We start from the raw sequence: 26,917 nt of genomic DNA, 5'->3' as shown, positions 1-26,917 counted from the left end.
GGCTCTAAACCAATCTATCACGACATATACATCGTAATTTAACGAGCGCATCAAGGAGTTATTTTGCTTCACCTTGATCAAAGCTTATACGCTGAGATTTAGACAACGCTTCACTTGAAAAGCTTTTCGCATCCTTGTCGGTACCGCGAATAAAGAACACTTCTAAGTTCTTACGTAATGCCACGGCTTTACCTACTTTTGGTCCTAAGCATAGCATTGCGGTTGCCCAAGCATCTCCAATTTCTGGATCATCGCTGAAGACGGTTGCCGAAGACAGATCGTGCGTCACTGGCGTGCCGGTGCGTGGATCTAAAATATGCGCGTACTCTTTACCATCTTTATCAAACGAATGATGGTATGTGCCAGACGTGTTCAGAGTCACCCCTTTCTCGTCATTAATTGTCACGATTTTATACGGTTTAACACCGTCTTCTAATGGAATCGGACGTTCAATCGCCACACGCCATTTTTGACCTTTGGGTTTATGACCACGAATCTTCATATCACCACCGAACTCAACTAAATAGTTATGGATGCCATCTGACTCCAAAATCTTACTGAGTTTATTAATGGTGTAGCCTTCACCCATCGATGAAAAATCAAGCTGCACATGCGGTAATACTTTACGCACACGCATGCCAGTATGATCGACTTGGATTTTATCCAAGCCCATTTGCTTTTTCACTTTACTGATTTGCGCTGCGGTTGGCACTTCTAGCGTGCCTTTTTGAAATCCCCACAACTGAAATAGCGGCGACACAGTTGGATCGTAACATCCTTGCGTATCTCGATTGATCACTCGCGCGAGGTCAATTAAGTGAATAAAATCTTTCGACGCTGGCTGCCAGTTCGTATCCGTTTTCTCGTTAAAACGCGAAATATATGAATCATCGCGATAAGTGGAGAGTTCTTTGTCGATACTATCCAGTTTTGTTTGAAACTGTTTTTCTATGGTTTCTTTATCAACATCTTTCGATGTCCAGTAGCTAATATGGTAGCTAGTCCCTTGCGCAAAACCTTCGATCTTTTGAATTTCAGGCGGCTGATTACAAGCGGTTAAGCCGGCACTCGCCAAGCCAACAAGTAAGATATTACGGCAAAATTTTGAGGTTACATGACGGTTATTCATGGAGTTAAAGCAACCCTGTTCGATGTACACATGCCCAACAAGAGACAACAACTTGACGACATTCATACGTAAACAGTACAAGCGCTCTTGAGGGGGAGGAGAATAAAGTTGCTGCAAAGTCTACCGTTTAAGTGCTTATTTTGCGACCCTTAATGTTTTTCAAGGTTGATATTATTTCTTTGCGTTCATAAAAACGCCACGTTTTGATGATTTATTCACCAGAACTGTAACGATAAGTGGCGCAACTCATTGCACAACAGGTAACCGAGCCATTGCCTGATCAATGCTATACCACAGTTTGTCGCATAAATATGGGCGGTAAACCGATGTGACAAATTGAGGATGTTCACGCTGATACGTCGCAATTTTGTCTTTGTCTTGCGTCACTGAACACATTCGAAGATTGGCTAAGCGATCCGCAGCTTTGACGACTAACGCCAACTCAGTTACACCGCTAACTTGCGCCATTTTTCGATAAGTCCGCGCTTTTTTCACCGCCCGATTTTCACCGGGTTCATCCGTTAATATCGCGACACAAGCGGCAATATACTCGCCAAACTGTTCGGCAATCACAGTTAACGTTGCGTCTGTATCCTCAATCACATCATGGAGATAGGCAACTGTAACCGCATCTTGCCCATAGGGTAAACACAATAACGCCACCATATCTAAATGGTATACATAGGGATCACAACCATATTGCTGGTCACCGTGATAATACTGAGCAAACGTTCGGGCTGGATGCTTCATCACTTTCCTTTTTAATAATGATAACGTTGTTACAACGAAACTATCGCCAATGGTTACACCTGCGACACGCGCAATTTATTAGGTAAGTACAAATAGTTTAATGATAATCAGTGCACACAAGGCCGTCGGTAAGGTTAAAAATGTCAACCCTGCGACGTCATTGACAGGCCCTCTATAGCGAGTGGCAAAAATATAGTTTAGCACCGCGACCGGCATGCAGAACGCAATCAGAAGGTTAGCGGTATATAAAGGAGATAGCCCGATCAATGTGGCGGCGCCCCACGCCATCGTCATGCCCATCATTGGGCGATAAAGCGCTAAGAATGCTAGCCGCCCCCAGCGTGCCTCATGGACTTTCATATGGGCGAGTGAGCGCCCCAACATGAGTAACATAATCGGTACCGTAATACTGCCTAGCATCTCGAATACCGTTAGCATAAATGATAGAACGGGTACATCGAGCGCCATGATAGCCGCGCCGACAAGCAAAGAAATGACTGGTGGATTGGCAAGCAATCGACGAGCATTGAAGCTGCCCGACATCATACCAATGCCCAAAGTAAAGTGGCTAATTTCAATAATTGAGGAGATGATCACCGCTCCTGCTAAGCCTTTTTCTCCTAGTAAGGCATAGGCAATAGGTATACCAAGATTACCGGTATTCGGATTCACGAGAACGGGTAAATAATAGCGTGCGGGAAGCTTCATAAGCTTGAGAACCACCAGCGACACCGCCACCATCGCCATTAACGCACATGCGGAGGCCACCACAAGCTTTCCCATGCCCATAAAATCAAGATGCTGACCGAGCATAGAATGCAATAACAGTGCAGGCATACCAACATTGACAATCAGCTTAGGCAGATTGGGATCGTCTAAATACTGAGTCTTTTTACTTAAGAAGGTACCGACCAGCGCAATAATCAACACAGGTAAAATGGCAGCAATAAAAGCGGTAAGCATGGTATCCCTTTCTAATCTAAATCATTATTGACTATTTATGCTATCACGCTTAGCCGAGATACGCTGCACTGTTGTCTGAGTTTCCCGCGTAATACCGTCAAAGTAAGCAAGCGAAGTTATGACTTTACTCCAAAATATGTAATTGCTACGTCACCGCTCTCTAACTTCTTAATTATCGAGTTATTAATAAGTATGCACATTGATTAGTATTGAATGGCAACATTCGCGGCTCTGTGAATGTTATCCATGCTCGATGAACCCTGATTAGGAGACTTTTATGCCTCAGTACTTATTCATTCGCTACGTGACACTGATAAAAACGATCACAACCTGTATTTTTGTATTATTGACTTGGCAGGCACATGCCAACAATCAAACCTTTACCAACCCTGTCTATGCGAATGGTGCTGACCCTTGGGTCACCTATTTTAATGGCAATTATTACTCAGCAACCACAACGTGGAACTCGCAACTTGATATGCGACAATCCCCGACGTTAGCAGGACTGGCCGATGCACAGCCCGTTACCGTGTGGTCAGACACCAATCCAGATCGCTGTTGCAGTTTTTGGGCGTTTGAATTTCATCGTCTAAAAGGTCCCAATGGCTGGCGCTGGTATATGATGTATACATCAGGCCACGATGAAAACCTAGATCATCAACACTTATCGGTCTTAGAGAGCGCAGGTGATGATCCGATGGGGCCTTATGAATACAAAGGGTCACCGATGCCTAACACTTGGAATATTGATGGTAGCTACATCACCATTCACGACCAGTTATACCTAATGTATTCCCAATGGTTTGGTGACGAGCAACGCAATTATATTGTCAAAATGCGCAATCCTTGGACCATCGATGGGCAACCAGCATTACTCAGCCGCCCGAGTTACACATGGGAGCGAATTGGGCGTAACGTCAATGAAGGTCCAGAGCCTCTCATCCATAATGGCCAAGTCTATATTGTATACTCGGCAAGTTACTGTGAAACCGACGACTATAAATTGGGATTATTAAAGCTGACCGGTAATGATCCAATGAATCCGCGAGCGTGGACCAAATACGAACAACCCGTATTAACCCAAGCGAATGGGATTTATGGCCCTGGGCATAATGGTTTCTTCACCTCTCCCGATGGCAGCGAAAATTGGATTGCGTACCACGGTAATGAATACCCTGGGCAAGGGTGTGGTAATACTCGTTCACTCCATGCGAAAGCATTTGGGTGGAATGCAGATGGTACACCAAATTTTGGGTCCCCCGAGCCCACAGGTAAAGCTCTTAACGTACCATCCGGTGAAAACGGCCCACTGCAAGTCATTTTGCCTAGCCCACTCATGCGCTTTAGCCATCATGTGACGCGTAATAACCAAATCGAACGTCGCGACTCGGCATTAGGCTATCTCGATACGCTTCCTGACCGCACCGTGCGTATTACCAATAACCAAGGCAATTTCCTCACATCAGACGCCTGTGCCGGACAACAAACCTTTGTTGCTTGGACTAACCAATCATGCCAGCGCTGGGAAGTCTCAGTAAATAATAACGGCTTACTGAGCTTTGCCGATGTTGCCAATCATCGTCTTTTTCATGCTTGTAATGGTAATGACTGCACACAATGGAGCCTATCTCCTGTTAATGACGTGGCCATTATCAGCGCCGTCAGTGGTAAAGCAGTCGCAGCTGTGAACGGACGCACCCAACAACAAAGCTGGACCCATTCACCACAACAAATCTGGCAAATGGCCCCTCAGCAAGATGGTGCCGTGACGATCACCAACAGCGTACATCCAACAAGATGTTTGCAATCGAGTGGCTCACTGACTCGCTTTGGTCAATGCCAACAAACGGGAACACATTGGTATCTTCACCCTCGAGTCGAGGGCGGTTACCGTATCGTTAACAAAGCAACCGGACGATTGCTTGATTTAAGTAACTGTGCATTGAGTGACGGTACTTCAATCGGCTTGTATGACGATCTCGACAACGACTGCCAGCGTTTTTACTTACGCTCTACCCGTTAATTAACCCTAATCTTACGTTGCCAGACAAAGCCAGAGCCCTTCTGCTCTGGCTTTGCGTGTTTAGCTTACCAAGTTATCATTAAAACCCACGGTATTCGGATAGGATATCTCACTTGATTGTAAAGAAACGTATACGAATGGATCAATTACCTCGAAAGGAGTAATATCCTCCCTACAAATTCGATATAAAGCGAATCACATTGTGGTGATGTATCCCACTCTCTACAGTGTACACAACGTTGTCTATTTATATGGTGAAGCCATCATACTGTTTGGTAAATAGTTTATGTTCTCATTATTGGACTGAACTTTTCGGATGAAAAACACTTTTAAATAAGGCTATTCATGACTATGCAACATCCACAAGTAACAATCGATAAATGCGTTATCGATGGCGTATACGAAACCAATAAAATGTTGTTAAACATTGGTGATACCATCGTCACAAAATTTTTCAAACCGAAATCCAGCACCCCGAGACGTTATGCAATTGAAAAAGAAGCATTAAGTCGACTGCAAGGGATTGATGGTATTCCGGTCTTGTATGGTGTAGACGATGAAAAACACATGATTCGTATGTCGCGATTATCAGGTGAATCTGCTCGTACCTTGTCACCGGCACAAATCAAAACATTAACAAACATTGTGAATAAAATGCTGAGTGCAGGCGTCGCTCGTCACTCTATGCCTATTCGCGATATTGTTGCTGATAAAGATGGAACCCTTGGCTTGGTAGATTTTGAACGTGCGACATTGCGTCGTCGCTCATGGAGTCCGATTTGGCGTATCGCACGTAAAGTTTCTTTGTATCACCTTTATCGACTTATTGCCGAACACCAACCACAAATGTTGTCTGAAACGCAACGTAGCTTGGTGGAGTTTGGTGGCAAAGTTCGACGTATTGGCCGTATGATTCGCTAATAGCACAATACAAAACGCCGGCATGCTACCTCAGTCCTTTTTAATACCTTTTCTCTGTGGTAAATCATGATACGAATCAGAACCCTTCTTGTTAAGGGTTCTGATAACTCGTTTCTATCAACTCGTCACCTCTCATACACACAAAATACGACCTAAAACAATGGTATAGCGGTGCACATTAACGGTGCGCGGGTGTATCGATGCTGGTCTATCACGGTTCATCGTCACACTATTTCCCGTCTTTCGCAGTTAGCTCTCTATGTTTTTTCTCTTTTTTTTCCATAAATAAGTTTATATTTAGCTACATCCATCAACAAATATCGCGATAACCATATTTTATACTAAAACTATTCCTCTTCCACAAAGTAGGTACGACTTTCGCTTACTGTCTAGTAATAGCAAGTTCTTAGTGAGTTCGATTGCTTACCCAAGGTGAAACACGGATGTGCGTCACGCCAATCGTTTTTTAGGAGAGAGATATGACAGCCAAGTTAGAAAAATCACTCGGTACCTTGTCCCTGTGGGGCATCGCCGTCGGTCTAGTAATATCAGGCGAGTATTTTGGATGGAGTTATGGCTGGGGCGTTTCAGGCACGCTCGGCTTTCTTGTTACGACCGTTATTGTCGCGTTGATGTATACCTGCTTTATATTCAGCTTTACTGAACTGACAACCGCCATTCCCCATGCTGGTGGGCCATTTGCATACAGTCGCCGCGCCTACGGAGAAACCGGTGGCTTGATTGCCGGCTTCGCGACTTTAATTGAATTTGTGTTTGCCCCACCCGCCATTGCTCTTGCGATTGGTGCGTACCTGAATGTGCAATACCCACAACTCGATCCAAAGGTAGCTGCCGTCGGTGCATATTTGGTGTTTATGGTACTCAACATTCTCGGCGTTAAATTAGCGGCGATGTTTGAACTGTGTGTCACCGTGTTAGCCGTTGGAGAGCTGCTCATATTTATGGGCGTAGTCGCTCCTGGTTTTAGCATGACGAACTTTGTCACTAACGGCTGGGCAGGCAGTGATCACTTTAGCTTTGGTACTATGTCCGCTATCTTCGCCGCCATCCCATTTGCCATTTGGTTCTTCCTTGCGATTGAAGGTGCTGCCATGGCAGCAGAAGAAGCCAAAGATCCGAAACGTACCATTCCCAAAGCCTATTTATCCGGCATTATTACGTTGGTATTTTTAGCCTTTGGTGTCATGATTTTTGCGGGTGGTTCAGGCGATTGGAGTAAATTGTCTGGTATTAATGATCCACTCCCACAAGCGATGAAAATGGTCGTCGGTGAGCACTCTAACTGGTTACATATGTTAGTTTGGATTGGTTTATTTGGCTTAATTGCGAGCTTCCACGGCATAATTTTAGGTTACTCTCGCCAATTTTTTGCACTGTCACGCGCTGGCTATCTACCGAAAAGCTTAAGTAAGCTTTCGCGCTTTAATACACCTTATCGAGCAACTATCGCGGGCGGTGTGATCGGTATCGTTGCAATATACAGTGATGGTATTGTTGAACTACAAGGCATGGGCTTAACCGCGGCGATGATCACATTGGCTGTATTTGGTGCCATTGTCATGTATATCATGAGTATGTTAAGTCTATTCAAACTGCGCAAAAGCGAACCAAACTTACAACGTACTTACCGCGCTCCTTTCTATCCCGTTGTTCCTGCAATTGCACTAGGCTTGGCTGTGCTGTGTTTAATCGCAATGATATGGTTTAACCGCGAAATTGCTGCGTTGTTTTGTGTGCTAATGGGCATTGGATACTTATACTTTACCTTAACGAAACAACAACGCGATGACGCCGAACAGGACGTTTTATTGGCTGGAAAATAAACCAACTTAATGCAATAATTTGTCGCGAAAAAAGCCAGCAATTGCTGGCTTTTTTATTAGTTAAAAACTATAAAAATCATAACTTTATTTTAGAATAAAGACTCTTATTTAGCGATTACTCGTAATATACCTCATTGTGAGTATTTTTTATCCATGATTAACCACTACAATGAGCGCTATTCCCCCCCTGTTCGGAGACCACATGACTTATTTATCTCAACGTATTACTGTGATTTGCGAGCAGTGCTACCAAGAGTTTTCTTTATCTTCAAATGAATTACATCAGCATTCACAGTCACACCAATTAACGTGTCAGCACTGCCATGAACCTGTCATGATGAAAGAAACCATAGGCCAAAAAATTGTCCGTAGTAGCCTTAATATTGCGTTTGTAATTAATATTATTGTGTTCGCTTCGATCATTAGCAGTCATATGCTTTATGAAATTGGATTACCAATTAGTATCGCGCTGCTCTGTGTCATCATTCATTTACTCGTAATGTTCGTCTTCAAACCACAGTCAATAAAATTGATCGCAGCGGTAAAACCACCGACTTTTCTGCATTGACTCGCGCTACCATTCATCGTTATATTTGATCAATGAGTGCGATTTACTACACTCTTAAAAGATAGCAATATCGTAGTCCACTACTGATCAATGAGAGGAGCGTAATATGAATATTCATGACCGCATTGATAGTTTAGAGCAAGATATTTATGTCGCTTGTTCCGAAGGAGATTTTAACACTGCAGCTCAATTAGAGCAGAAGTTAGAACGTTTACGGGGCCATGTAGCCCATCCATTCGAGGACGATCCATACGCGTTAGAAGGGAGAATGTTTCTTGATAACGACGAATACTAATACAGAATAAATAAGAGGGGGAAGCTAGGCTTCCCCCTCTCTCTTTAGCTTAATATATTGCAACGCTATGTTCGCCAATACATAACGATTAGAAAAACTTGATTGAGTTGCGACCGGTTGAGGGTTGTTCTTGTTCTTTGATCTCTTTCTCTTTAGCCGGCGTCACTGGTTTTTCTCTTGGTTCAGCTTTAGCAGACAACCCTTCTACCGATTTTGGTTTTTTCGCCGCTTGAGCTTGTTGTTTTAACTCTTCCTGCTTTGCTCTCTTTTTCGCTTTTTGATCGGCTTTTTGCAAAGCTTTGGCTTTTTCTTTTTCCTTCTCTTTTACCGCAGGATCAGTCACTGGCGCATCACAAATCACCAAGTAAAACTCTTGATTAAATTCAATCAGATCACCATCATATAACTTACGACGTTTCCGTGTATCTAGTTCGCCATTAACCGCAACAAAACCTTCAGAAATCGCGAATTTAGCTTCACCACCACCACTAACAGCGTCGGCAAGTTTTAATACTTTATACAGTTCAATGGGCTGTTCTGATACTTCCACACCCACTGCTTCTATTTCAATTTCTTCGTCGTCATTGAAGGTTACTTGATCTGATTCTGACATGAATTACTCTCATTATGGTTTTGCACGAAGTGTACAAACAGTTAGCGTAAGTTTAAACCGTTAGACGTGATTAATCAGCTCATAATTTATCAGCTGAGCTAATTATCACCAAGTCACTTTCTTTTGATCGCATTTATTGACCATACTGAGACACAACAACTTGCCAGTTATAATCACCAGGTAGCATAATAAGCAGACATTGAGCGTGAAGGACCACTCTATGAACATTTTTGAGTTTTTTGATATTAATAATACCCTCGTCAACATACCGCTTGGCGAGGGTTATGCCATGTCATGGGTTGAAGCCATTGGCACCGTATTTGGTTTGTTATGTATTTGGTTTGCCAGTAAAGAAAAAACCATCAATTATCTCTTTGGGCTCATCAACGTTAGCTTATTTGCGGTTATTTTCTACCAAATACAACTGTATGGCATTCTGCTACTGCAAGTATTTTTCTTTGCTGCCAACCTGTATGGCTGGTATGCATGGACCAAAACCGACGCTAACGGTGATACTTTATCCGTACGTTGGATGCCCCGCACAAAACAACTGCTCATCGCACTGGTTGCCATTGTCTCTATCGCTATAATGACTCGATATATTGATGGCTTTTTTACGCTACTTGCCACCTTAACGGTTAGCGTAATGAATCTATTCGGTGCACAACTCAATATGCCGACACTGCAACTCGATGCGTTTCCATTTTGGGATGCGACCATGACAGTGTTATCTGTGGTCGCACAATTATTGATGACACGTAAATATGTTGAGAATTGGATTTTATGGGTGATTGTCAATGTGATTAGTGTGGGTGTCTATGCGGCGCAAGGTGTCTATGCATTGTCTATCGAATACGTCATTTTATTGTTTATCGCTTTGAATGGGACACGCGAATGGATCCAAACGGCCAATTCGCCTACATCACAATCATCACAAGGGGACGCCTTATGAGCATACAACCACACATCGCTATCGATACCGTCTCTCCTTTAGTCATTGTATGCGGCGAACCCGATCGTGTTAATCGTATTGCTTCCATGCTGCAAGATGCACAACCAATCTCTGAGCACAGAGAGTTTCGTATTTATCAAGGAAACTATCGCAATAAGCTAATTACCCTATGCAGCACAGGAATCGGCGCACCTTCCACGCTGATTGCGCTGGAAGAACTGATTCACTGCGGTGCTCAAGCTATCATTCGCGTAGGCTCAGCTGGCGCTATGCAACCCAATATTGGCTTAGGTGAATTAATCGTTGCCGAAGGGGCAGTTCGCGATGATGGGGGCTCACAAAGCTATGTCGATAACGTCTACCCCGCCTATGCTGATTTTCGCTTACTTACTCGGATTGAAGACTATGTTAACACCCTTGACCGCCCGAGCCATTTCGGCGTGGTACGTTCTCACGATAGCTTTTATCGTGATGATGAACTGTCTGTCAGCCACTACTGGAATCAATACGGGATACTCGCAGCTGACATGGAAACAGCGGCGTTATTAACCGTCGGACGTCTGCGCGGCGTACAAACGGCATCGGTTTTAAATAATGTCGTACTCTACGATCACGATGTAAAAGAAGGGATTCAACAGTATGCCGATGCTGACACCATCATGATGGATGGAGAACGCACGGCGGCTAAAGCGGCGTTAGAAGCACTTATCTCACTATAAATGTGTCACGGTGGAGACAATGACGATTGACAACGAAATTCAGCGTGATGGTGTTTTAAAAAATGTGATTTGATGCACATAAACATTCATTTGTAAGTTTAAGTCAATTTATGTCAAGAAAACATCATTTATCTAGTTTAAATTAAGCGCTTATTTCATAGAAAGGGAATTCCCATGACACTGAATCGCCTAATGCTTGGCATCGCGTTCGCATTATCACTTTCCGGGTGTAATACCGATACAGAGCAAGCAATAGACTGTGAACAAGCTGAATCTTGTATTAAATTTACGATTTTGCACACCAACGATAACCATGGCCGCTTTTGGAAAAATGACCATGAGGAGTACGGCATGTCGGCACGTAAGACTCTGATAAACCGTATTCGAGATGAAGTCGCAAGCAATGGTGGATCTACCCTAGTTTTTTCTGGCGGTGATATTAATACTGGTGTACCACAATCTGACTTGCTCGATGCCGAACCCGATTTCATCGGCATGAGCGATATTGGCTACGATGCGATGGCGGTTGGGAATCACGAATTCGACAACACATTAGATATCTTAGAAAAACAGCGCGCTTGGGCTAATTTCCCCATGTTAGCAGCAAATATTTATAATAAATCGACCAATACTCGCTATTTTGACCCTTATAAGATTTTCAAAGTACAAGGATTGAACATTGCAATTGTTGGTTTAACGACTCAAGACACCGCAAAAATTGCCAATCCTAAATACACAGAATCGTTAGAATTTCGCAATCCAACCACAGAGCTAAAAACCGTCATTCAAGAACTCGATGATAATGATAGTGCTGATCTCGTGTTCGCCGTCACTCATATGGGTCACTATCTCAATGCGATGCATGGTGCGAATGCACCTGGTGATGTAACCCTAGCGCGTAACATGGAACCTGGTGAGCTTGATGGTATCATTGGCGGACATTCCCAAAACCCAGTGTGTATGGAACCAGGAAGTAATGATAAAGAATACGCTGCCTTTAAACCCGGTGACGACTGTATGCCTGACCGTCAAAACGGCGCTTGGATCATGCAGGCATACGAATGGGGTAAATACGTTGGCCGCGCAGATTTTGAATACTACAATGATGAGTTACACCTCGCCTCTTACGCCTTGATTCCTGTGAATATGCGTAAGCTCGATACCGAGGGGGAGCGTACCGACGAGTTCGCCCAAGCCTATATCCAAGAAGATCCAGTTCTTTTTGACCGCCTCAATTATTTCCAAAAACAAGGCGAAGAAAAACTGAGCGAGAAACTCTCGAGCACTAATGGTTTACTCGACGGTGAACGATCGAGTGTACGCTTTAAACAAACTAACTTAGGCGTGCTCGTTGCTAGAGCGCAATCTAACGGTATTGCCGATTTTGGTATTGTTAACGGTGGAGGGCTACGGGCGTCTATCGCAGCTGGCGATATTACTTATAATGATGTTTTAACGGTGCAACCGTTTGGTAACCAGGTCGCGCTCAAAACAATGACGGGAACCGACCTCGAGGACTATCTTTCTGATGTTGCAACCATTCAACAAAATTCAGGTGGATATGCTCAGTTTGATGGTATTGATATGACCGTAGATTGTATCAATAAAACCGTTGCGATCAGTGAGATTGACGGCAAGAGTTATACTCCGAGTAACACATACACGTTTAGTGTTCCTGATTATAATGCCAACGGCGGTGATGGTTATCCACAATTGGATTACCAACCAACAGGTAATGTCGATTCTGTGGTTCTCTATAACTACTTAAAAGAGCACCCAGCAATTGATGTCACTGAATACGACCCAAGCTCACATATTGTTTACATCAATTCGAGTAGTACTGATGGATGCGCTCCTTAAACGAGCAATAGTCAGAAAAAGCCGCTAAATTAGCGGTTTTTTTTATGATTTATCGACATGCCAGTCGCTCTTATCCTAAAATTTTATGCACGGAGGAAGTACGATGACTTTATTAATTGAAAGAATAGCAGAACAACGTATCCAAGAAGCGGTGGAAGATGGCGTATTCGAGCGATTATCAGGGCAAGGAAAACCCCTAATGCTCGATGAGGATCGCGACGTGCCAAAGGAATTACGTATGGGATACCACATACTTAAAAATGCTGGCTACTTACCACCAGAACTGCAACAGCGCAAAGAAGCCATCTCCTTATGCGATTTGGTTGCTCAAAGCGATAGCCACTCAGAAGAACTCAAGCAAGCACGGAAAATGTTAAACACACTAGAACAACGTATGCAACTTCAAGGACTTAAGACAGAGTTCATTCACGAATATCTATTAAAAAGATGTTTAATAGAAAAATATCATCTAGGTAACGATGACCCAGCCTAGCGCAACATAACGATTGTCGCGCTAGTATTGAATAATAAAGTGTCACAACCACTTGTTAATAAACTGGTAACTCAATATCTTTGAACAAAGCGTTAATACGTGATGGCGTACTATTAGCGATCACTTCCTCCATTAACTGCTTGGTAAGATGTGGCGAGAAAGAACCCAAAAAGTCATACATATAATTATGTAAGATCACATCTTTGCTAAAACAAATCCACGCTTTACAGGGGTCAAGCAGATGATCTAGATTGATGTAAGCAAGGTCTGTGTTTTTGATGTCCGTCGCTGCTAGATTCGAAATGATCCCAACACCAAAATTCAAATTGACGTAACGCTTAATCACATCTGCATCCATCGCACTCATGAAATATTTGGGTTCACACCCGGCTTCACGCATGGCTTTATCTAAGCACTCACGACCCGTAGCCCCTGGCTCATAAGACAAGAGCGGATATTGTGAAATTTGCTCGGCGCTTGGTTGGCGAATAGCGGCTAATGGGTGATCCTTATGTACAACCATGCCCATGCGCCACAAGTATGCTGGCAAGACAATCAAATCCGAATCTGGAGCAACGACTTGTGCGACAATTGAGAAGTCGGTATGTCCTTTACTAATACCACCACGGCTATCTGACGGAATCGTAGGGAAAAGGTTAAAGTTTACACTTGGGTAACGTTTAGTAAACTCAGCCACACTGTGAGGCAGTAGATAGCTGGCGATAGTATGAGTGGTATAAATATTAAATGAGCCTTTACCAGGGTCAACATACTCTGAAGCTAAGGATTTGATTTTATCTTCTAAAATCAACATTTTTTCTACTTCTAAAAAGATTTTCTCGCCGATATCAGTGACACGTTGTAAGTGTTTACCATGCCGTTCAAATACCCGCACCCCCATTTCTTGTTCAAACAGCAAAATTTGTTTGCTGACGCCGGGCTGCGTTGTATACAAAGACTCTGAGGCTGCTGATATATTCAGATTATTATCTTTTACTGCTTTTAGATATTTTAATTGCTGTAGCTTCACGTTCTACGCTTCCTCATCCATTCCACTCAGCCATGAGTAGACTTGCTCGCCTAACTATGGCCAATCACACCATATGCCCTACTTTACCCCATCATAAGGAACCTTTACGGCTAAATCTACGATATTTCATCATTTCTCTCATTAATTGCCGATCTAATCATCATTTAGATAAGCTGAGAAAAATTTAAGTAGCAATATTCTGACCGATTGAATTTAAACATAAAAAAAACCCATGATGTAAACATCATGGGTTTTTTACCATCAACTAAACGTGATTAATCAGCACTGCGAGTTTTATTTACTCGTTCACCACGGTGGTTACCACGATGGTCTCCGCCACGGTTACGATCGAAGCGACGCTCACCGTTACCACGACCATTACCACCACGGCCGCCATTACCGTTACCACGAGAGTTACCGCCGTCACGACGACCGCCATTACCACCACCGCCATCACGGCGACCACGGCTTTCACGGAAATCGTTAAAGTCAGAAACAACCGCATTCACTTCTTTCTGACGAATACGAAGTTTGCGTAGTTTATTACCAGTTTCTGTCGACATTGATTTAGGTAACTGAACAAATGTGTGCTCTGGAGCAAGTTTAATCGCACCAATAGAGCCTTTAGTTAGACCTAACTCGTTAGCAAGTGCACCAACGATGTCTTTCACTTGAACACCTTGTTCACGACCAACTTGTAATTGGTAAGTTTCCCAATCAACATTGTTAGTTTCGCGAGTATCGCGACGTTCACTACGGCGTTTTTTATCACGTTCAACGGCTTCTAACATTGGGTCTTCGCCAACATAGAATAATGGACGTTTACCTTGCTGGCGTTTAAGCAAGATAGCAGCAAGCGTTGCCGCGTCGATTTCAAGCGTTGTTTGCAGTTTCTCAATTAAGCCAGAGAATTTCTCTAGTGCTTTATGTTCTTTTTCTGCTTCTAACTCTTCTGCCAATTTAGACAAGCGCGATTCCGCAACTTTATCACGATGTGGCAATTGAATTTCTTCCATAGAAGAACGAGTCACACGCTCGATAGTACGTAACATGCGGATTTGGTTAGGACGAACCAATAGGATCGCTTTACCCTTACGTCCAGCACGGCCAGTACGACCAATACGGTGAATGTAAGATTCAACATCAAACGGAATGTCGTAGTTGAAGACATGTGTAATACGTGGAACATCTAGACCACGTGCTACTACGTCTGTTGCAACTAAGATATCGATAACACCACGTTTGATATGATCAACAGTACGCTCACGTAGGGACTGAGGAATATCACCATGCAGTGCAGCGGCTTTGAAACCACGAGCACTTAACCAATCCGCTAGACGTTCTGTATCTTGACGAGTACGTACGAAGACGATTGATGCATCAGTATCTTCTGTTTCTAAAAGACGAGACATTGCTTCGTCTTTTTCAACACCTTTCACTACCCAGAACTGTTGTTCTACTTTATCAACGGTTTGGTTAGTACCAGCAACGTCAATACGAGCAGGGTTACGTAAGTAACGGTCAACAATGGTTTTCACCATTGGAGGCATCGTCGCAGAGAACAATACGCGTTGCGCTGTTTCTGGCGATTTTTCCATGATCCAAGTTACATCATCTACGAAGCCCATCTTCAACATCTCATCCGCTTCGTCCAATACGAAGGTATGACATTCATCAAGATGAAGGCGTTCGCGGTTGATCAAATCTTTTACACGACCAGGAGTACCAACTACGATGTGCGCACCCGATTTAAGAGCACGGATTTGGTCTGAGATAGACGCACCACCGTAAATTTCAAGTACTTTAAGGCCCTTGATGTTACGACCTAAATTCTTAACTTCAGCGGCTACTTGAATCGCAAGCTCACGAGTTGGAGCCATAAGGATCGCTTGTGGTTTACGCTGAGATAAATCAATTTTGTTCAACAACGGAAGGGAGAATGCTGCTGTTTTTCCTGTACCTGTTTGCGCTTTACCTAGCGCATCACGTCCTTCAATCAGAACAGGAATTGACGCTGCTTGAATTGGTGTTGGTTTCTCAAAGCCCATATCTGTTAGGGCTGATAAAATTGCACTGTTAAGTGCTAAGTCACTAAAATGAATGACGGTCTCTTGCATGGGATTCCCATAATAATAAAATAAACCAAGGTCCCATGAGCTTTACCATTTCCAACCAATCCAAAAATTGCTGATTCCTTTCAGATGCGGATAGTTATTAAAACGCATCAAGCCACTTGGGACATACATAGGGGAGCGGATTATTCACTAAATAGATAAAAAAAGCTAGGAAAAATTGAAATCCATCACAAATATTTCATTTATATGATGAAATATTGACATCTTGAATTTCAACGTGCCGCTCCTATTGCTTTAACGTGGCAGTTAAAGCGTGAAAATGCATTATACTACGATATAAACTTTTTTTCTGGTTTATTGTGAGTTTTCTACACCTTTTGCTCAACATGTAACCACACCTGTAAATAAAAAGTACCTATCACTACCGATACAACCCTGGGACATTAAAAATTAATTCTATAATTATCAATTATTTAAAATTAAAACTCGTAAGTAAATTTGATAGCCACTGTCAATTTCAAGCCGTTACTGTTATCGCGCAAAATATCACCTATTCCGTATTCACTACTCATTAAGTGATTGATCGTTGATGAGAAAATAAACAAAATTAATCGTTTAACTTTATTTACTACTTTAAAGGTAGATAAAGCAAAGATTACTGATTCGCTCATTAATTAACCTTATGATTACTATTGAATTAAAAACTTTTTATGATTTCTATTTTGTATAGAAGTGATAAAACATAAATAAAAAGATCAATTTGTTCAGCGACTAATCTTCAAGGTTCAATTCTGTGAGCGGCGTTTTAGACTGATTCGGGTCAATAAATATACGGTTAGCTTATTTGATCACTTTTCGGTAGTGCTCATCCTTTCTTCGCCTCTACATTTGAGACACTTTCGCCTAGCCTAAGCCACCGACAATAGCGCTCTGACAGGCCAAATCCAACAATATACTTTTCTTCGATTAACTAGTAATATTAGCCGCAGTTTTATGCACCAAGTACTGTGGCGGTTCAAGCTCAATCATGGTGTATTAGCCAGACATGTATTCTAGTCAACGTTTATTCTTACTAACCCGCAGTGGTTATTAAGTGATTTTTTTGGATACCTCCTCCTTTGCTAGGGAGAGGACCAACCAATAAGAGTAAATAATGTTTCAAGACAACCCATTGCTTGCCCAATTAAAGCAGGACATTCAAGAAAACCTTCCAAAAAAAGAAGGAACGATCAAAGCAACGGATAAAGGCTTTGGCTTCCTAGAAGTGGACAGCAAAAATAGTTTCTTTATTCCGCCTCCGTACATGAAAAAATGTCTGCATGGCGATAAAGTCATGGCCATTGTTCGTACTGAAAAAGAACGAGAAGTTGCAGAACCACAAGAATTGCTTGAGCCGTCGTTGGAGCGCTTCATTGGTCGAGTAAAAATGTTCAAAGACAAGTTGAACGTTGTGCCCGATCATCCTCAATTAAAAAAACAATCGCTGAAAGCGCGTACCAGTAAAGACTTGAATAACGCTGACTTTAAAGAAGGCGATTGGGTTGTTGCGCATTTGATTCGTCACCCGCTGAAAGGCGATAACGGCTTCTTTGTCGAGATCTCAAAAAAAATCACCGATGCGGATGATAAGATTGCACCTTGGTGGGTCACATTAGCAAAAAATGATCTACCGAATTCTGAGCCTATGGGCATTGACGAATGGTCACTTAAAGACGATGCGGATCTTGTTCGTGAAGATCTAACTGACATCCCGTTTGTGACTATCGATGGCGCTTCAACCAAAGACATGGATGATGCCCTTTACGCCAAGAAAAACGACGATGGTAGTTTTGATCTCACCATCGCTATCGCGGATCCGACGGCGTATATTACTCCAGAAGATAATATGGATAGGGTTGCCCGTGAACGTGGCTTTACCATTTATCTCCCAGGCCGTAATATTCCAATGTTACCGCGAGACTTAGCTGATGAGCTATGTTCGTTGATGGAAGATGAAATTCGCCCTACCGTATGCTGCAGCGTATCGATCAGTGCAGATGGAGTGATTGGCGATGACATTCGCTTTTTTGCCGCTAACATGAAATCTCACGCGCGCTTAGCTTACGAGAATGTGTCTGATTGGCTTGAAACCGGTCATTGTGATGAATGGCAACCGACTGAAACCATCGCTAAAGTTGTCTCTGATCTTTACGACTTTTCTAAAGCTCGTGCCGATTGGCGTCAGAAAAATGCTGTTGTATTCCCAGATCGCCCAGATTACCGCTTTGAATTGAGCGACGACAACGATGTGGTCGCGATTCACGCTGATATGCGCCGCAGTGCAAATCGTCTAGTTGAAGAGTCAATGATTACAGCGAACATCTGTGCGGGTAAAGCATTAAGCCAACACTTCTCAACCGGTGTGTTTAACACTCACGCAGGTTTCAAAGAAGAAAAACTAGCGGAAGTCGTCGAGCTGATGGCTGAGCATGGTGCTCCCAATGCAACCGCAGAAAATTTCAGTACTGTTGAAGGCTTCGCTGCACTACGTCGCTGGTTAGCCGACCAAGAAACATCGTACCTAGATAACCGTATTCGTAAATTTCAAAGCTACAGTGAAATTGCGAATCAACCATTACCTCATTTCGCAATGGGCTTGGAGGTTTACGCCACCTGGACATCTCCAATTCGAAAATACGGTGATATGATTAACCACCGTCTTCTAAAAGCCATGATTCTTGGTAAAGAACCCGTTCAACAGCCTGATGATACGGTAGGTGAAGAACTCGCTCTACATCGTAAACATCATAAAATGGCAGAGCGTAATGTCGGTGACTGGCTATATGCTCGTACCCTAGCCGATGAACCTGAAAAAGGTACGGTTTACCAAGGTGAGATTTTCGATATCAACCGTGCCGGTATGCGTGTTCGTTTACTTGCCAATGGTGCAATGGCGTTTGTTCCTGCTTCTTTAATTCTTGCCAACAAACAGCGCTTAGAATGTAATGGGGATAACGGTACTGTATCGGTCGATAAAGAAGTCGTATTCCAACTAGGTGATACACTTGAACTGCAACTATCAGAAGTGAACCAAGAGAATCGCAGTATCGTTGGTAAACCTGTGCAAGTTTTTGCTGATGCGCCAGAGCCATAGGCAAAAGACGTGAACGACGAAGCTCCAAACGCGGACTAATTCTCGTTCATCCAATTAACATTCGCCTTTGCTCGAAGGCGAATGTCATGAAAAGCATTCAAACATGAATGCTTTTTTTATTTTTGAAACCAAATACTGTTATGTGGATCCATAACCACAACCTCTATTACCTCTTTAAGTGTGCGACTTCCACTTAAATACTCATAGGGGATCCAAGTCTCAGTGCCCTGAGTCTCTTGTCGTAACCACAACGACCAATATAACGGATGTTCTGTATAGGTAATTTTTGCGACAACGCTACTATAATCGCTATGATTCGAATCCATTTTATAGTGGTTTTGCATAAATACGACGCCCTGTTCAACCACTGCATAATTGGCTGTCCCGACTTCAAACGGCAAGTTCTGATTGCGACGATGACAGGCCAATTCAGCTGCTTTTTCCAGTTGATGTAAGATCAAGTTTACAACTGACATTGTTTTTACCTTTGCTAATCTCACGAAACCATAGTCTTAACACACATTACTCGTAAGAACTGTAATCCAGTTCGACAATCGACATAAAAACAGCCCTGCTATTTATCATAGTATCCTACACTATAGATATAGAACCATAATTCACGAACAATGATTTTTATCAGTAGGAGCCACTGTATGCTACGACTCTGTTTTACGACCCTTGCTGTCATATTATCGTTTACTTCCTCTGCCGTCGCCCAACAAGATATACACATATCAGGCTCCACCTCGGTCGCAGAAGTCGTGGAATTACTAGCTGAAAACTTTGAAAAACATAATCCCGATACCTTTATCTCAGTTCAAGGGATTAACTCCCTTTCCGGGATTACTATGCTCAAAAAAGGCGTGGCGGACATTGCCTTGAGCTCTCATTATTTAACTCAAACAGAGCAAGAATCAACACTTAAAGTAGAAACAATGGCAATCGATGGTTTAGTGATGATTGCTAACATCAAGAATCCGGTGACTAACCTATCGCGGCGAGAATTATTCGACATTTATCGTGGTAATATCACGAATTGGAAACAACTCGGTGGTCCAAATCGACCAATCGCGGTCATCACAAGAGAGCCGACTTCCGATTCACGGAATAGCTTTGAAACGTTAATTGGTTTAATTAAAGTGATTAACGAGCATCAAGTATCAACAATCACCAGCAATGCGCTCGTGGTCAATAGCTCTGCGATGATGAAATCACTAGTCCATCATAACGAGCAAGCAATTGGCTATATATCCTCTGGCGCGGTCGACCATTCTATTAACGCGATGACTATCGACCACATTGCCAGCACGCCAAATAATATTGCGAAACGTGATTATCCCCTAGCACGACCTTTTTTGCTGATGCATTATCCGCAGCAAGATTCAAAACAGATTACTGCGTTCCTAGAATATACCCACTCAGCCGACGCTAAGCAGATTCTGGCGCAGTATGGCTACCAAAAGATGGCAGAGGCGAAATGAGCAAATATCCACTATTAATATCGAATACGCATGATTCAATCAATAAAAAAAGGAGAGCATCGCTGCTCTCCTTTTTAATTCTTGGTCAAACGTCATTAAAAATGTAACTGAATCACTGATGTGACTACACAACCGGGTCGACGAATACCTTCAATTTGAACTTTAATTTCACGTTCTATTTCTAAGCCTTTACGAATTGGCTTAACTTTTGATAGCGTGCTTACTGCCCGCACACGACTACCAGACTTAACAGGATAAGGAAACCTTACTGAGTTAAGACCAATATTCACAACCATACGTGCAGTAGGAAATTGTGGATTTTCAGGGTCGACACTATCTGTCAATTTCGGCAACATAGCCAATGTTAAGAACCCATGAGCGATGGTGGTTTTAAATGGTGATTGCTCTGATGCTTTTTCTGGATTTGTATGAATCCATTGCATATCTTCCGTGACTTCACCAAATTGATTGATTTTATCCTGATCAATCGTCATCCATTCACCTGTATGAATAACCTCACCAATTTGAGCGGACAACTCATCATAGACCGCCTGTGTTTCAGGCTTCATGACAATAGGATCTGCATCTTCATTTGCAGGTTGACTAAACTCTCTCACCCATGCGAACAAAGGGCGATTATTGGCTTTATTTAAAAACTCCCCCCAATACTCTCGTACTGTAGGTGACATCCATTGCTTGAATTCAGTGTGCTTCACTAAGTTTTCAGCACGATGCTTCAAAAGATCCGCGACTTTCATCAAAACCTCATTATTCTCTATTCGGAAGAAATGCTATGGGCTAATTTTGTATTAGATCACAAATTTTCGCAATAACTTTCGGGCGTACAAGCGTATTCTGAACAGTGTTTTAATTATTAAAAACAACACCTTAGTAATAAAACATTATTTTATTAATAAAGCCTTATAAATAAAAATTTAATAAAAAATCACATGTACTGTAAAAATTACATCAACCTTTAGTCAATTTTATGTAAACCCCTCCTTTTGATTAAATAAGCAACACTTAAAAAATTATTGGCCATTTGAACTTTACAACCACGCTGTAAATTCATAATATACGCCGCATGGAGAGATGGCTGAGTGGTCGAAAGCACCGGTCTTGAAAACCGGCAACCGTTAATAGCGGTTCTAGGGTTCAAATCCCTATCTCTCCGCCACATTTAAAAGCCCGCTATCGATTAGCGGGCTTTTTTCGTTTCTACGTTATCAATAACCAACATACTTACAATAATCAGGGTACTTTGTTTGGTTATTTTTTTAGGTGTCCATGGACTTCAAAAATCGTCAACCCCCGCAATTCTAAAAAAGTTCACTTTATTGTCATAAATTCGTTATAATAGCCAAGCGATGCCCTACCAAATGAGTAATATCTTGTCATGTTCAGTGCATCACACAAAGCTTGGTAAAGAGGTAACAGATGTGAAGTGATTCCACACAGCATTTCGCCATCTCTTTTACAAACATAACTTTATAATAAAAATAGTGACGCTTATGTATGTAACTCTCAACGAAAACTTGTACCTTGCTGAAGGCAGTTGTCGAACTGTATACCAGCACCCAGATTCAAAGAATTTGTGCATCAAGGTGAATCATAATCCAGAGAAAGACCGTAATATTACGGAAGTCGTCTTTTTTAAAAATCATAAAAAGCAAAATTTAGACTTCATTTCTCATTATGAAGGTATTATTGATACCAACTTTGGCAAAGGAGTCGTGACGGAAATAGTCAAGGATCACGATGGTTCAGTATCTAAAAGTCTAGAAGACTACATTGAAGAAGGGATGATCTCGATTGAAGAAGCACTTTCTTATGTGGATGACTTACGAGTTCAAGTTCTAAAAAATAGCGTGTTACTTCACGATGATGGCATTCAAAATATCTTGATGCGCAAAGAACAAGATGGAACGTTTACGCCTATCTTGATTGATGGCTTTGGCCCACGAGATATGGGCATGAAAGCGCTATGTCGTATGCTGTTACGCCCTTTAGCGAAACATAAGAGTAAACACGTTGTGAAAGGTATGAAAAAACGTACTGCCATGATGGAAGGGTAACGAACACTGTTATATCGTTCTCCCCTTTGAACCGCTTTACATCGACACCTAGATTTCTCCATCGCACGGTGTCGATGTTGCTAGCTTGCTATCTATTACCCACCATTCAATACTCTAAATGCTGGCCTACATACGCGTTTTAAGAGTACTGCAAAACCAGTTGCAACTACAAACGTTGCCAGGGCGATAACGATGTCGCTATCCATATTATGTTTTGCTAACACCGTTTCGATACCATACATAAAGATCGGATGACAGGTATAAATCAGTAATGAGTAATCTCGCCCGACTTTTGCAACAGGGTTATCATTAGCATTAAGTTTAATCGCAAGTAATAGTAATACCATACAAAATGGAATCACGAAGATTGGAAACTGGCGTAACATGATATCCCGAGTCTGATCGCCATCTAAATAATATGGCAATACATACATTCCAGCCAAACTCAGTAATGCAACACTCGTTGTTAACGGTAATGAAATCGACTCAGCGTTCACTCGGCTCAAACGATAGCCAAAGAATAAACACGGGATCGATATTAAGTGTCGTACCCAATTTTCATGTTCGGTAATTGATGGGTAAAGATCCACGATGAAATAGCCACTGATAATTAACATGCTGAGTGTGAGCATACTTTTTGTGCTCAAGCGATAATGCAACACATAGAATGTGATTAGGCCAAAAAACAGTGACGACAAATACCATAGATGAAACGACATACCAGACATGATTAACGTATCTGATGAAGCCCTAGACGCAATATGTTCCATACTAAAATCATGTTTAAGATAGGAATATGGAATATAAATTAAAGACGTAATAATGAAAATTTTGCCAATTTTTATCGCATGTTTCGGCATATGAGCTTCAAGCTGCTTTACGCCAATGAAGTATCCTGTGGCCATAAAGAAAAACGGGACAGCCCAACGGCCAGTCAATCGAATGACTTCACCATAAATGGGTGACAGATCATGATATAACCCAACATGAAGAGTAATGACGAAAAACGCCGCGATCGCTTTTAAACTATCTAGAGTATATAAACGCATAACCATCAACAAATTAGAGTAACACTTTAGGAGTTATCTCTCCCACCAGCGCTTAATGTATATGACGATATGACGAAGTGCGAATGTCATATGCTTGATGAATTGACACATGATAAGTCAACTACCCACAATTGACCTGCTCTTCACGCTACTCTGTATCAAGACTTACTAACGACTAACACCTTGCTTACATACTCGTCTTGTTGTCGATACATGTGCTTGCTTTACTTACCTAACTACCACAATGTAAAAGTTATGCTAAAACTATAAAAAGTCATCTTTTTGATTTGTTTGTTGAGATCTTTGCTGACAACGCTCAAGAATACACGCCCTGTGCTGATCATCCGCTTGTTGCCAAACAAGTATTTCTGATAACGATCGCCAGCATCCAATACAAATATCGTCCTCATTCAAGCAGCAATGTCGAATGCATGGTGACGCGATCTTTTTTAATTTATTCATATAACTTTTCCTCGGCACAATTAAATAACAAGCGCTAACAGCTTTGATCTCCAGATAAAAACAACAAAAACTGGTACACTTTGTTTTTAAATGCTTTTACACTAATATTTTTTCTACGTGCTACATAATTCAGGGTTAAGTATGAGCGGCCGAGCAACGACTCCGATAAAAACACCCCGCGAAATTGAAATAATGCGTCACAATGGCACCTTGCTTGCGAGTGTTTTTGCCATGCTCGATAAATGGGTGCAGCCCGGCGTATCAACATTATGGTTGAATAATGAAGTTGAGCAATATATTCGCGATACTCTGCAGGCAGTTCCCGCTTCTCTAGGCGCTTATGACTACCCTTTTAGTATCAACGTTTCACCAAATAATGTCGCCTGTCATGGCATGCCAGATGCGAATGTTTATCTCACGGATACCGATATCGTTAATATTGATATCACTTTGAAAAAAAATGATTTCATTGTTGATTCAAGCAAAATGTATGTTATGCCTGCAGCCCCAGCCGGTGCCAAACATCTTGTCGATATTGCTTACAACGCAATGTGGCAAGGTATTCATCAAATTGCGCCTGGCACTCACACAGGTGATATTGGATACGCGACTCATAACTACGCCTTAAAACACAACTGTGATGTTGTAAAAGAGTTTTGCGGCCATGGCGTTGGTCGACAATTACATGAGCCGCCGCAAATTTTATCTGTTGGATTGCCCAAGCACGGCGTCGTACTTGAAGAAGGCATGATTTTCACCGTTGAACCCATCATCAACCAAGGCAGCGCTCGTGTACAAACACTGAACGATGGTTGGACAGTGGTAACACAAGACCAACAACTCTCGGCGCAATTTGAGCACACCATTCTGGTAACATCCACCGGCTATGAAGTATTAACATTACGTGACAATGAAACACCACTCAGTCAACGTCAATAAAGGCTTTCATCGACGAGGATGACTCCATTCATTAAATGTACTCGCGTCACGAAATTGGTGAGATACCGTAAATCACTCAGTTAAGTTCCTGTATTTGAGGGACTCATCTATGTTAGTGTCAATTATCCGTTAATAAGGAACTGCCTATGAAAACTCCATCCGACTCTTATGAAATAGATTTAGGCCGCGAGCATATTGTTGTACAGCAACGCTACGAAGCGTTAGGGGCGCTCAACGATTTATTGATAGCGATCTGGTTTTTGATTGGTTCATTTTTCTTCCTTAACGCGACATTAGAAACAAGTGGCACTTGGTTATTTATTGTCGGCAGTGCTCAATTGATTATTAAGCCTATACTTAAACTTAGTGGCTTGGTTCATGTCGCGCGAGTGCGTAATAAAGCCCCTAAATGGCAACCCTAGTCTACGTAGTATGATTCTCCGGGGTCTGCACCCTGCCCTTGGCTTCCTCTCATGATGGCAGCCAAAAAAATGCCACCGACAATCGGTGGCGTTAATCCAAACGAACCAATAAACATTAGAAAAACCAATCTTAATGGCTCATCATTCGTGTCAGTTAGACAAATGGCGCCTCTTGCTTTAACACACGCTCAATCACATTTTGAGCTCCCGAGTCATCATTGGATTCGGTACAATAACGACTTACCGCTTTGATTTTTTCAGCTGCATTGCTCATCGCCACTGAATATCCAACGAACTCAAGCATCTCTTTATCGTTCAAGCTATCACCTATCGCCACGCATTCGTCCGCCGCGATACCCATCTCATGAAGAACTTTTTGTAAACCATTCGCTTTGTGTAAACCTGGAATGATTAAATCGATAAAACCAAACCCACTGGTCACCGTATCAACCAAATCGCCTAGCTGCTCGGCGAGCTCAACGACTAATACTTCAGCATGCTCGACTGTTGTCTTAATAGAAAACTTAAAAATAACATCATCAACCGCACGTACATTATCCACTCGCTCTAAACGTTGGTAATGGTTGGCCGCTACATCTGCAAAGGCTTGTGAAATTCGTGGCCCCATATAAGCACTGTGTAAACCACACGCCACATACTCAATCGATTTATCCGCATCTAAGAGATCATAGACTTTCTTGAGCGCCTCTCCACTCATTTCCCCGTGAAATAGCTCTTCACCATGGAGATACAATAGTGCGCCATTTTCTGCCACATAAGAAATCTCATCGCGGATTTCTGGGAAATAACTCGCCAGCTGATAGTACTGGTTACCACTGGCAACAATAAATTCAATACCTTGATTCTTTAGCCCTTGGTATAACTCATGAAAACGCACTCGGTCATAATCATGGTGTGAATTTAAAAATGTTCCGTCCATGTCGACAGCTACGGCTTTGATTGACATGCAATCTCTCCTTTCAATCTCTCTTATCGTGGTTTGATAAATACAGCAGGTGCACTGGCTCATCCCGATATTTAATGCAAATTTTTCTTGGTATCAGGCTACCATGAAGTACGTAACTCAGTGAAATTGACTGATACTTCTGTGATCTTTTGAC

General features: G+C 42.3%; 25 protein-coding genes and 1 tRNA gene. 15 read left to right on the top strand and 11 right to left on the bottom strand.

Features of this window, described 5'->3' with window-relative positions:
- Positions 1 to 58 precede the first annotated feature (58 nt).
- The 3 genes from OCU30_RS14435 to OCU30_RS14425 form a co-directional block, all read right to left on the bottom strand.
- On the bottom strand, positions 59 to 1,246 hold the full coding sequence (locus OCU30_RS14435) for an FAD:protein FMN transferase (protein ID WP_235861854.1): 1,188 nt from the start codon (positions 1,244 to 1,246) through the stop codon (positions 59 to 61).
- Between the two features lie 129 nt (positions 1,247 to 1,375).
- Positions 1,376 to 1,879, bottom strand: coding sequence for an HD domain-containing protein (locus OCU30_RS14430; RefSeq protein WP_077314359.1), 504 nt, complete (start codon positions 1,877 to 1,879; stop codon positions 1,376 to 1,378).
- A gap of 78 nt (positions 1,880 to 1,957) precedes the next feature.
- Complete coding sequence (locus tag OCU30_RS14425; RefSeq protein WP_077314360.1) at positions 1,958 to 2,842, bottom strand: AEC family transporter; 885 nt, start codon at positions 2,840 to 2,842, stop codon at positions 1,958 to 1,960.
- Between the two features lie 277 nt (positions 2,843 to 3,119).
- Here OCU30_RS14425 and OCU30_RS14420 point away from each other — a divergent pair, with 277 nt between their 5' ends.
- From OCU30_RS14420 to OCU30_RS14400, 5 genes are all read left to right on the top strand, one after another.
- On the top strand, positions 3,120 to 4,865 hold the full coding sequence (locus OCU30_RS14420) for a family 43 glycosylhydrolase (RefSeq protein ID WP_077314361.1): 1,746 nt from the start codon (positions 3,120 to 3,122) through the stop codon (positions 4,863 to 4,865).
- Between the two features lie 345 nt (positions 4,866 to 5,210).
- Positions 5,211 to 5,786, top strand: a complete 576-nt coding sequence (locus tag OCU30_RS14415; protein ID WP_077314362.1) for a protein kinase family protein — start codon at positions 5,211 to 5,213, stop codon at positions 5,784 to 5,786.
- A gap of 479 nt (positions 5,787 to 6,265) precedes the next feature.
- Positions 6,266 to 7,630, top strand: coding sequence for an ethanolamine permease (gene eat, locus OCU30_RS14410; RefSeq protein ID WP_077314363.1), 1,365 nt, complete (start codon positions 6,266 to 6,268; stop codon positions 7,628 to 7,630).
- 202 nt (positions 7,631 to 7,832) lie between these two features.
- Positions 7,833 to 8,198, top strand: coding sequence for a hypothetical protein (locus tag OCU30_RS14405; protein ID WP_077314364.1), 366 nt, complete (start codon positions 7,833 to 7,835; stop codon positions 8,196 to 8,198).
- 106 nt (positions 8,199 to 8,304) lie between these two features.
- The gene (locus tag OCU30_RS14400; protein ID WP_077314365.1) at positions 8,305 to 8,493 is read left to right on the top strand and encodes a hypothetical protein; all 189 of its coding nucleotides are present in this window, start codon (positions 8,305 to 8,307) and stop codon (positions 8,491 to 8,493) included.
- 88 nt (positions 8,494 to 8,581) lie between these two features.
- On the opposite strand, the gene OCU30_RS14395 is transcribed toward OCU30_RS14400, so the two are convergent.
- The gene (locus OCU30_RS14395; protein ID WP_077314366.1) at positions 8,582 to 9,106 is read right to left on the bottom strand and encodes an RNA-binding S4 domain-containing protein; all 525 of its coding nucleotides are present in this window, start codon (positions 9,104 to 9,106) and stop codon (positions 8,582 to 8,584) included.
- 220 nt (positions 9,107 to 9,326) lie between these two features.
- Here OCU30_RS14395 and pnuC point away from each other — a divergent pair, with 220 nt between their 5' ends.
- From pnuC to OCU30_RS14375, 4 genes are all read left to right on the top strand, one after another.
- Positions 9,327 to 10,058 (top strand): nicotinamide riboside transporter PnuC, encoded by a 732-nt coding sequence (gene pnuC, locus OCU30_RS14390; protein ID WP_077314367.1) that lies wholly within the window; start codon positions 9,327 to 9,329, stop codon positions 10,056 to 10,058.
- On the top strand, positions 10,055 to 10,777 hold the full coding sequence (locus tag OCU30_RS14385) for a nucleoside phosphorylase (protein ID WP_077314368.1): 723 nt from the start codon (positions 10,055 to 10,057) through the stop codon (positions 10,775 to 10,777). The genes pnuC and OCU30_RS14385 overlap by 4 nt, the downstream gene beginning before the upstream one ends.
- A 174-nt stretch (positions 10,778 to 10,951) precedes the next feature.
- The gene (gene ushA, locus OCU30_RS14380) at positions 10,952 to 12,637 is read left to right on the top strand and encodes a bifunctional UDP-sugar hydrolase/5'-nucleotidase UshA (RefSeq protein WP_077314369.1); all 1,686 of its coding nucleotides are present in this window, start codon (positions 10,952 to 10,954) and stop codon (positions 12,635 to 12,637) included.
- A 103-nt stretch (positions 12,638 to 12,740) separates the two neighbouring features.
- A complete protein-coding gene (locus OCU30_RS14375; protein WP_159439128.1) occupies positions 12,741 to 13,130 on the top strand; it encodes a DnaJ family domain-containing protein in 390 nt (129 codons plus the stop codon).
- 55 nt (positions 13,131 to 13,185) lie between these two features.
- Here OCU30_RS14375 and OCU30_RS14370 read toward each other — a convergent pair whose 3' ends face one another.
- Positions 13,186 to 14,160 carry a LysR substrate-binding domain-containing protein gene (locus tag OCU30_RS14370; protein ID WP_077314371.1) on the bottom strand — a complete coding sequence of 325 codons (975 nt, stop codon included), beginning with the start codon at positions 14,158 to 14,160 and terminating at the stop codon, positions 13,186 to 13,188.
- Between the two features lie 275 nt (positions 14,161 to 14,435).
- The gene (locus OCU30_RS14365) at positions 14,436 to 16,277 is read right to left on the bottom strand and encodes a DEAD/DEAH box helicase (protein WP_077314372.1); all 1,842 of its coding nucleotides are present in this window, start codon (positions 16,275 to 16,277) and stop codon (positions 14,436 to 14,438) included.
- A gap of 1,111 nt (positions 16,278 to 17,388) precedes the next feature.
- On the opposite strand from OCU30_RS14365, the gene rnb reads away from it, so the two are divergent.
- The gene (rnb, locus tag OCU30_RS14360; RefSeq protein WP_077314374.1) at positions 17,389 to 19,368 is read left to right on the top strand and encodes an exoribonuclease II; all 1,980 of its coding nucleotides are present in this window, start codon (positions 17,389 to 17,391) and stop codon (positions 19,366 to 19,368) included.
- 116 nt (positions 19,369 to 19,484) lie between these two features.
- Here rnb and OCU30_RS14355 read toward each other — a convergent pair whose 3' ends face one another.
- Complete coding sequence (locus OCU30_RS14355) at positions 19,485 to 19,844, bottom strand: DUF3024 domain-containing protein (protein ID WP_077314375.1); 360 nt, start codon at positions 19,842 to 19,844, stop codon at positions 19,485 to 19,487.
- A 177-nt stretch (positions 19,845 to 20,021) separates the two neighbouring features.
- Between OCU30_RS14355 and OCU30_RS14350 the strand changes: the two genes are divergently transcribed.
- Positions 20,022 to 20,849, top strand: coding sequence for a phosphate ABC transporter substrate-binding protein (locus OCU30_RS14350; protein WP_077314376.1), 828 nt, complete (start codon positions 20,022 to 20,024; stop codon positions 20,847 to 20,849).
- Positions 20,850 to 20,944: 95 nt separating this feature from the next.
- On the opposite strand, the gene OCU30_RS14345 is transcribed toward OCU30_RS14350, so the two are convergent.
- Positions 20,945 to 21,607, bottom strand: a complete 663-nt coding sequence (locus OCU30_RS14345) for a MaoC family dehydratase (RefSeq protein WP_077314377.1) — start codon at positions 21,605 to 21,607, stop codon at positions 20,945 to 20,947.
- A gap of 328 nt (positions 21,608 to 21,935) precedes the next feature.
- On the opposite strand from OCU30_RS14345, the gene OCU30_RS14340 reads away from it, so the two are divergent.
- Together OCU30_RS14340 and OCU30_RS14335 are read left to right on the top strand one after the other, a co-directional pair.
- Positions 21,936 to 22,026, top strand: a tRNA-Ser gene (locus OCU30_RS14340).
- Between the two features lie 334 nt (positions 22,027 to 22,360).
- Positions 22,361 to 22,924, top strand: a complete 564-nt coding sequence (locus OCU30_RS14335) for a YrbL family protein (protein WP_077314378.1) — start codon at positions 22,361 to 22,363, stop codon at positions 22,922 to 22,924.
- A gap of 95 nt (positions 22,925 to 23,019) precedes the next feature.
- On the opposite strand, the gene OCU30_RS14330 is transcribed toward OCU30_RS14335, so the two are convergent.
- Together OCU30_RS14330 and OCU30_RS14325 are read right to left on the bottom strand one after the other, a co-directional pair.
- Complete coding sequence (locus tag OCU30_RS14330) at positions 23,020 to 23,973, bottom strand: acyltransferase family protein (RefSeq protein ID WP_159439129.1); 954 nt, start codon at positions 23,971 to 23,973, stop codon at positions 23,020 to 23,022.
- 264 nt (positions 23,974 to 24,237) lie between these two features.
- Positions 24,238 to 24,435, bottom strand: coding sequence for a DUF1289 domain-containing protein (locus tag OCU30_RS14325; protein WP_077314380.1), 198 nt, complete (start codon positions 24,433 to 24,435; stop codon positions 24,238 to 24,240).
- Positions 24,436 to 24,576: 141 nt separating this feature from the next.
- On the opposite strand from OCU30_RS14325, the gene map reads away from it, so the two are divergent.
- Both map and OCU30_RS14315 read left to right on the top strand, forming a co-directional pair.
- Positions 24,577 to 25,374 (top strand): type I methionyl aminopeptidase, encoded by a 798-nt coding sequence (gene map, locus OCU30_RS14320; RefSeq protein WP_077314381.1) that lies wholly within the window; start codon positions 24,577 to 24,579, stop codon positions 25,372 to 25,374.
- A gap of 146 nt (positions 25,375 to 25,520) precedes the next feature.
- The gene (locus OCU30_RS14315; RefSeq protein WP_077314382.1) at positions 25,521 to 25,796 is read left to right on the top strand and encodes a YrhK family protein; all 276 of its coding nucleotides are present in this window, start codon (positions 25,521 to 25,523) and stop codon (positions 25,794 to 25,796) included.
- A gap of 154 nt (positions 25,797 to 25,950) precedes the next feature.
- Here the strand turns inward: OCU30_RS14315 and OCU30_RS14310 are convergent, their stop codons facing one another.
- A complete protein-coding gene (locus OCU30_RS14310; RefSeq protein WP_077314383.1) occupies positions 25,951 to 26,763 on the bottom strand; it encodes a Cof-type HAD-IIB family hydrolase in 813 nt (270 codons plus the stop codon).
- Positions 26,764 to 26,917 lie beyond the last annotated feature (154 nt).

Source organism: Vibrio palustris, from assembly GCF_024346995.1.
GTDB classification, from domain to species: Bacteria; Pseudomonadota; Gammaproteobacteria; order Enterobacterales; family Vibrionaceae; genus Vibrio; species Vibrio palustris.
Note: the sequence above shows the minus strand (reverse complement) of the source record. Positions and strands in the feature narration are given on the sequence as shown.

Bases quoted from the DNA above. Each gene is read 5' to 3' on its own strand.
- OCU30_RS14375 (WP_159439128.1), top strand. From the start codon at position 12,741: ATGACTTTATTAATTGAAAGAATAGCAGAACAACGTATCCAAGAAGCG.
- OCU30_RS14385 (WP_077314368.1), top strand. From the start codon at position 10,055: ATGAGCATACAACCACACATCGCTATCGATACCGTCTCTCCTTTAGTC.
- pnuC (WP_077314367.1), top strand. From the start codon at position 9,327: ATGAACATTTTTGAGTTTTTTGATATTAATAATACCCTCGTCAACATA.
- OCU30_RS14345 (WP_077314377.1), bottom strand. From the start codon at position 21,607: ATGAAAGTCGCGGATCTTTTGAAGCATCGTGCTGAAAACTTAGTGAAG.
- OCU30_RS14315 (WP_077314382.1), top strand. From the start codon at position 25,521: ATGAAAACTCCATCCGACTCTTATGAAATAGATTTAGGCCGCGAGCAT.
- OCU30_RS14420 (WP_077314361.1), top strand. From the start codon at position 3,120: ATGCCTCAGTACTTATTCATTCGCTACGTGACACTGATAAAAACGATC.
- map (WP_077314381.1), top strand. From the start codon at position 24,577: ATGAGCGGCCGAGCAACGACTCCGATAAAAACACCCCGCGAAATTGAA.
- OCU30_RS14425 (WP_077314360.1), bottom strand. From the start codon at position 2,842: ATGCTTACCGCTTTTATTGCTGCCATTTTACCTGTGTTGATTATTGCG.
- OCU30_RS14325 (WP_077314380.1), bottom strand. From the start codon at position 24,435: ATGAATAAATTAAAAAAGATCGCGTCACCATGCATTCGACATTGCTGC.
- eat (WP_077314363.1), top strand. From the start codon at position 6,266: ATGACAGCCAAGTTAGAAAAATCACTCGGTACCTTGTCCCTGTGGGGC.
- OCU30_RS14395 (WP_077314366.1), bottom strand. From the start codon at position 9,106: ATGTCAGAATCAGATCAAGTAACCTTCAATGACGACGAAGAAATTGAA.
- OCU30_RS14405 (WP_077314364.1), top strand. From the start codon at position 7,833: ATGACTTATTTATCTCAACGTATTACTGTGATTTGCGAGCAGTGCTAC.
- OCU30_RS14330 (WP_159439129.1), bottom strand. From the start codon at position 23,973: ATGCGTTTATATACTCTAGATAGTTTAAAAGCGATCGCGGCGTTTTTC.
- rnb (WP_077314374.1), top strand. From the start codon at position 17,389: ATGTTTCAAGACAACCCATTGCTTGCCCAATTAAAGCAGGACATTCAA.
- OCU30_RS14365 (WP_077314372.1), bottom strand. From the start codon at position 16,277: ATGCAAGAGACCGTCATTCATTTTAGTGACTTAGCACTTAACAGTGCA.
- ushA (WP_077314369.1), top strand. From the start codon at position 10,952: ATGACACTGAATCGCCTAATGCTTGGCATCGCGTTCGCATTATCACTT.
- OCU30_RS14400 (WP_077314365.1), top strand. From the start codon at position 8,305: ATGAATATTCATGACCGCATTGATAGTTTAGAGCAAGATATTTATGTC.
- OCU30_RS14335 (WP_077314378.1), top strand. From the start codon at position 22,361: ATGTATGTAACTCTCAACGAAAACTTGTACCTTGCTGAAGGCAGTTGT.
- OCU30_RS14350 (WP_077314376.1), top strand. From the start codon at position 20,022: ATGCTACGACTCTGTTTTACGACCCTTGCTGTCATATTATCGTTTACT.
- OCU30_RS14430 (WP_077314359.1), bottom strand. From the start codon at position 1,879: ATGAAGCATCCAGCCCGAACGTTTGCTCAGTATTATCACGGTGACCAG.
- OCU30_RS14355 (WP_077314375.1), bottom strand. From the start codon at position 19,844: ATGTCAGTTGTAAACTTGATCTTACATCAACTGGAAAAAGCAGCTGAA.
- OCU30_RS14310 (WP_077314383.1), bottom strand. From the start codon at position 26,763: ATGTCAATCAAAGCCGTAGCTGTCGACATGGACGGAACATTTTTAAAT.
- OCU30_RS14415 (WP_077314362.1), top strand. From the start codon at position 5,211: ATGACTATGCAACATCCACAAGTAACAATCGATAAATGCGTTATCGAT.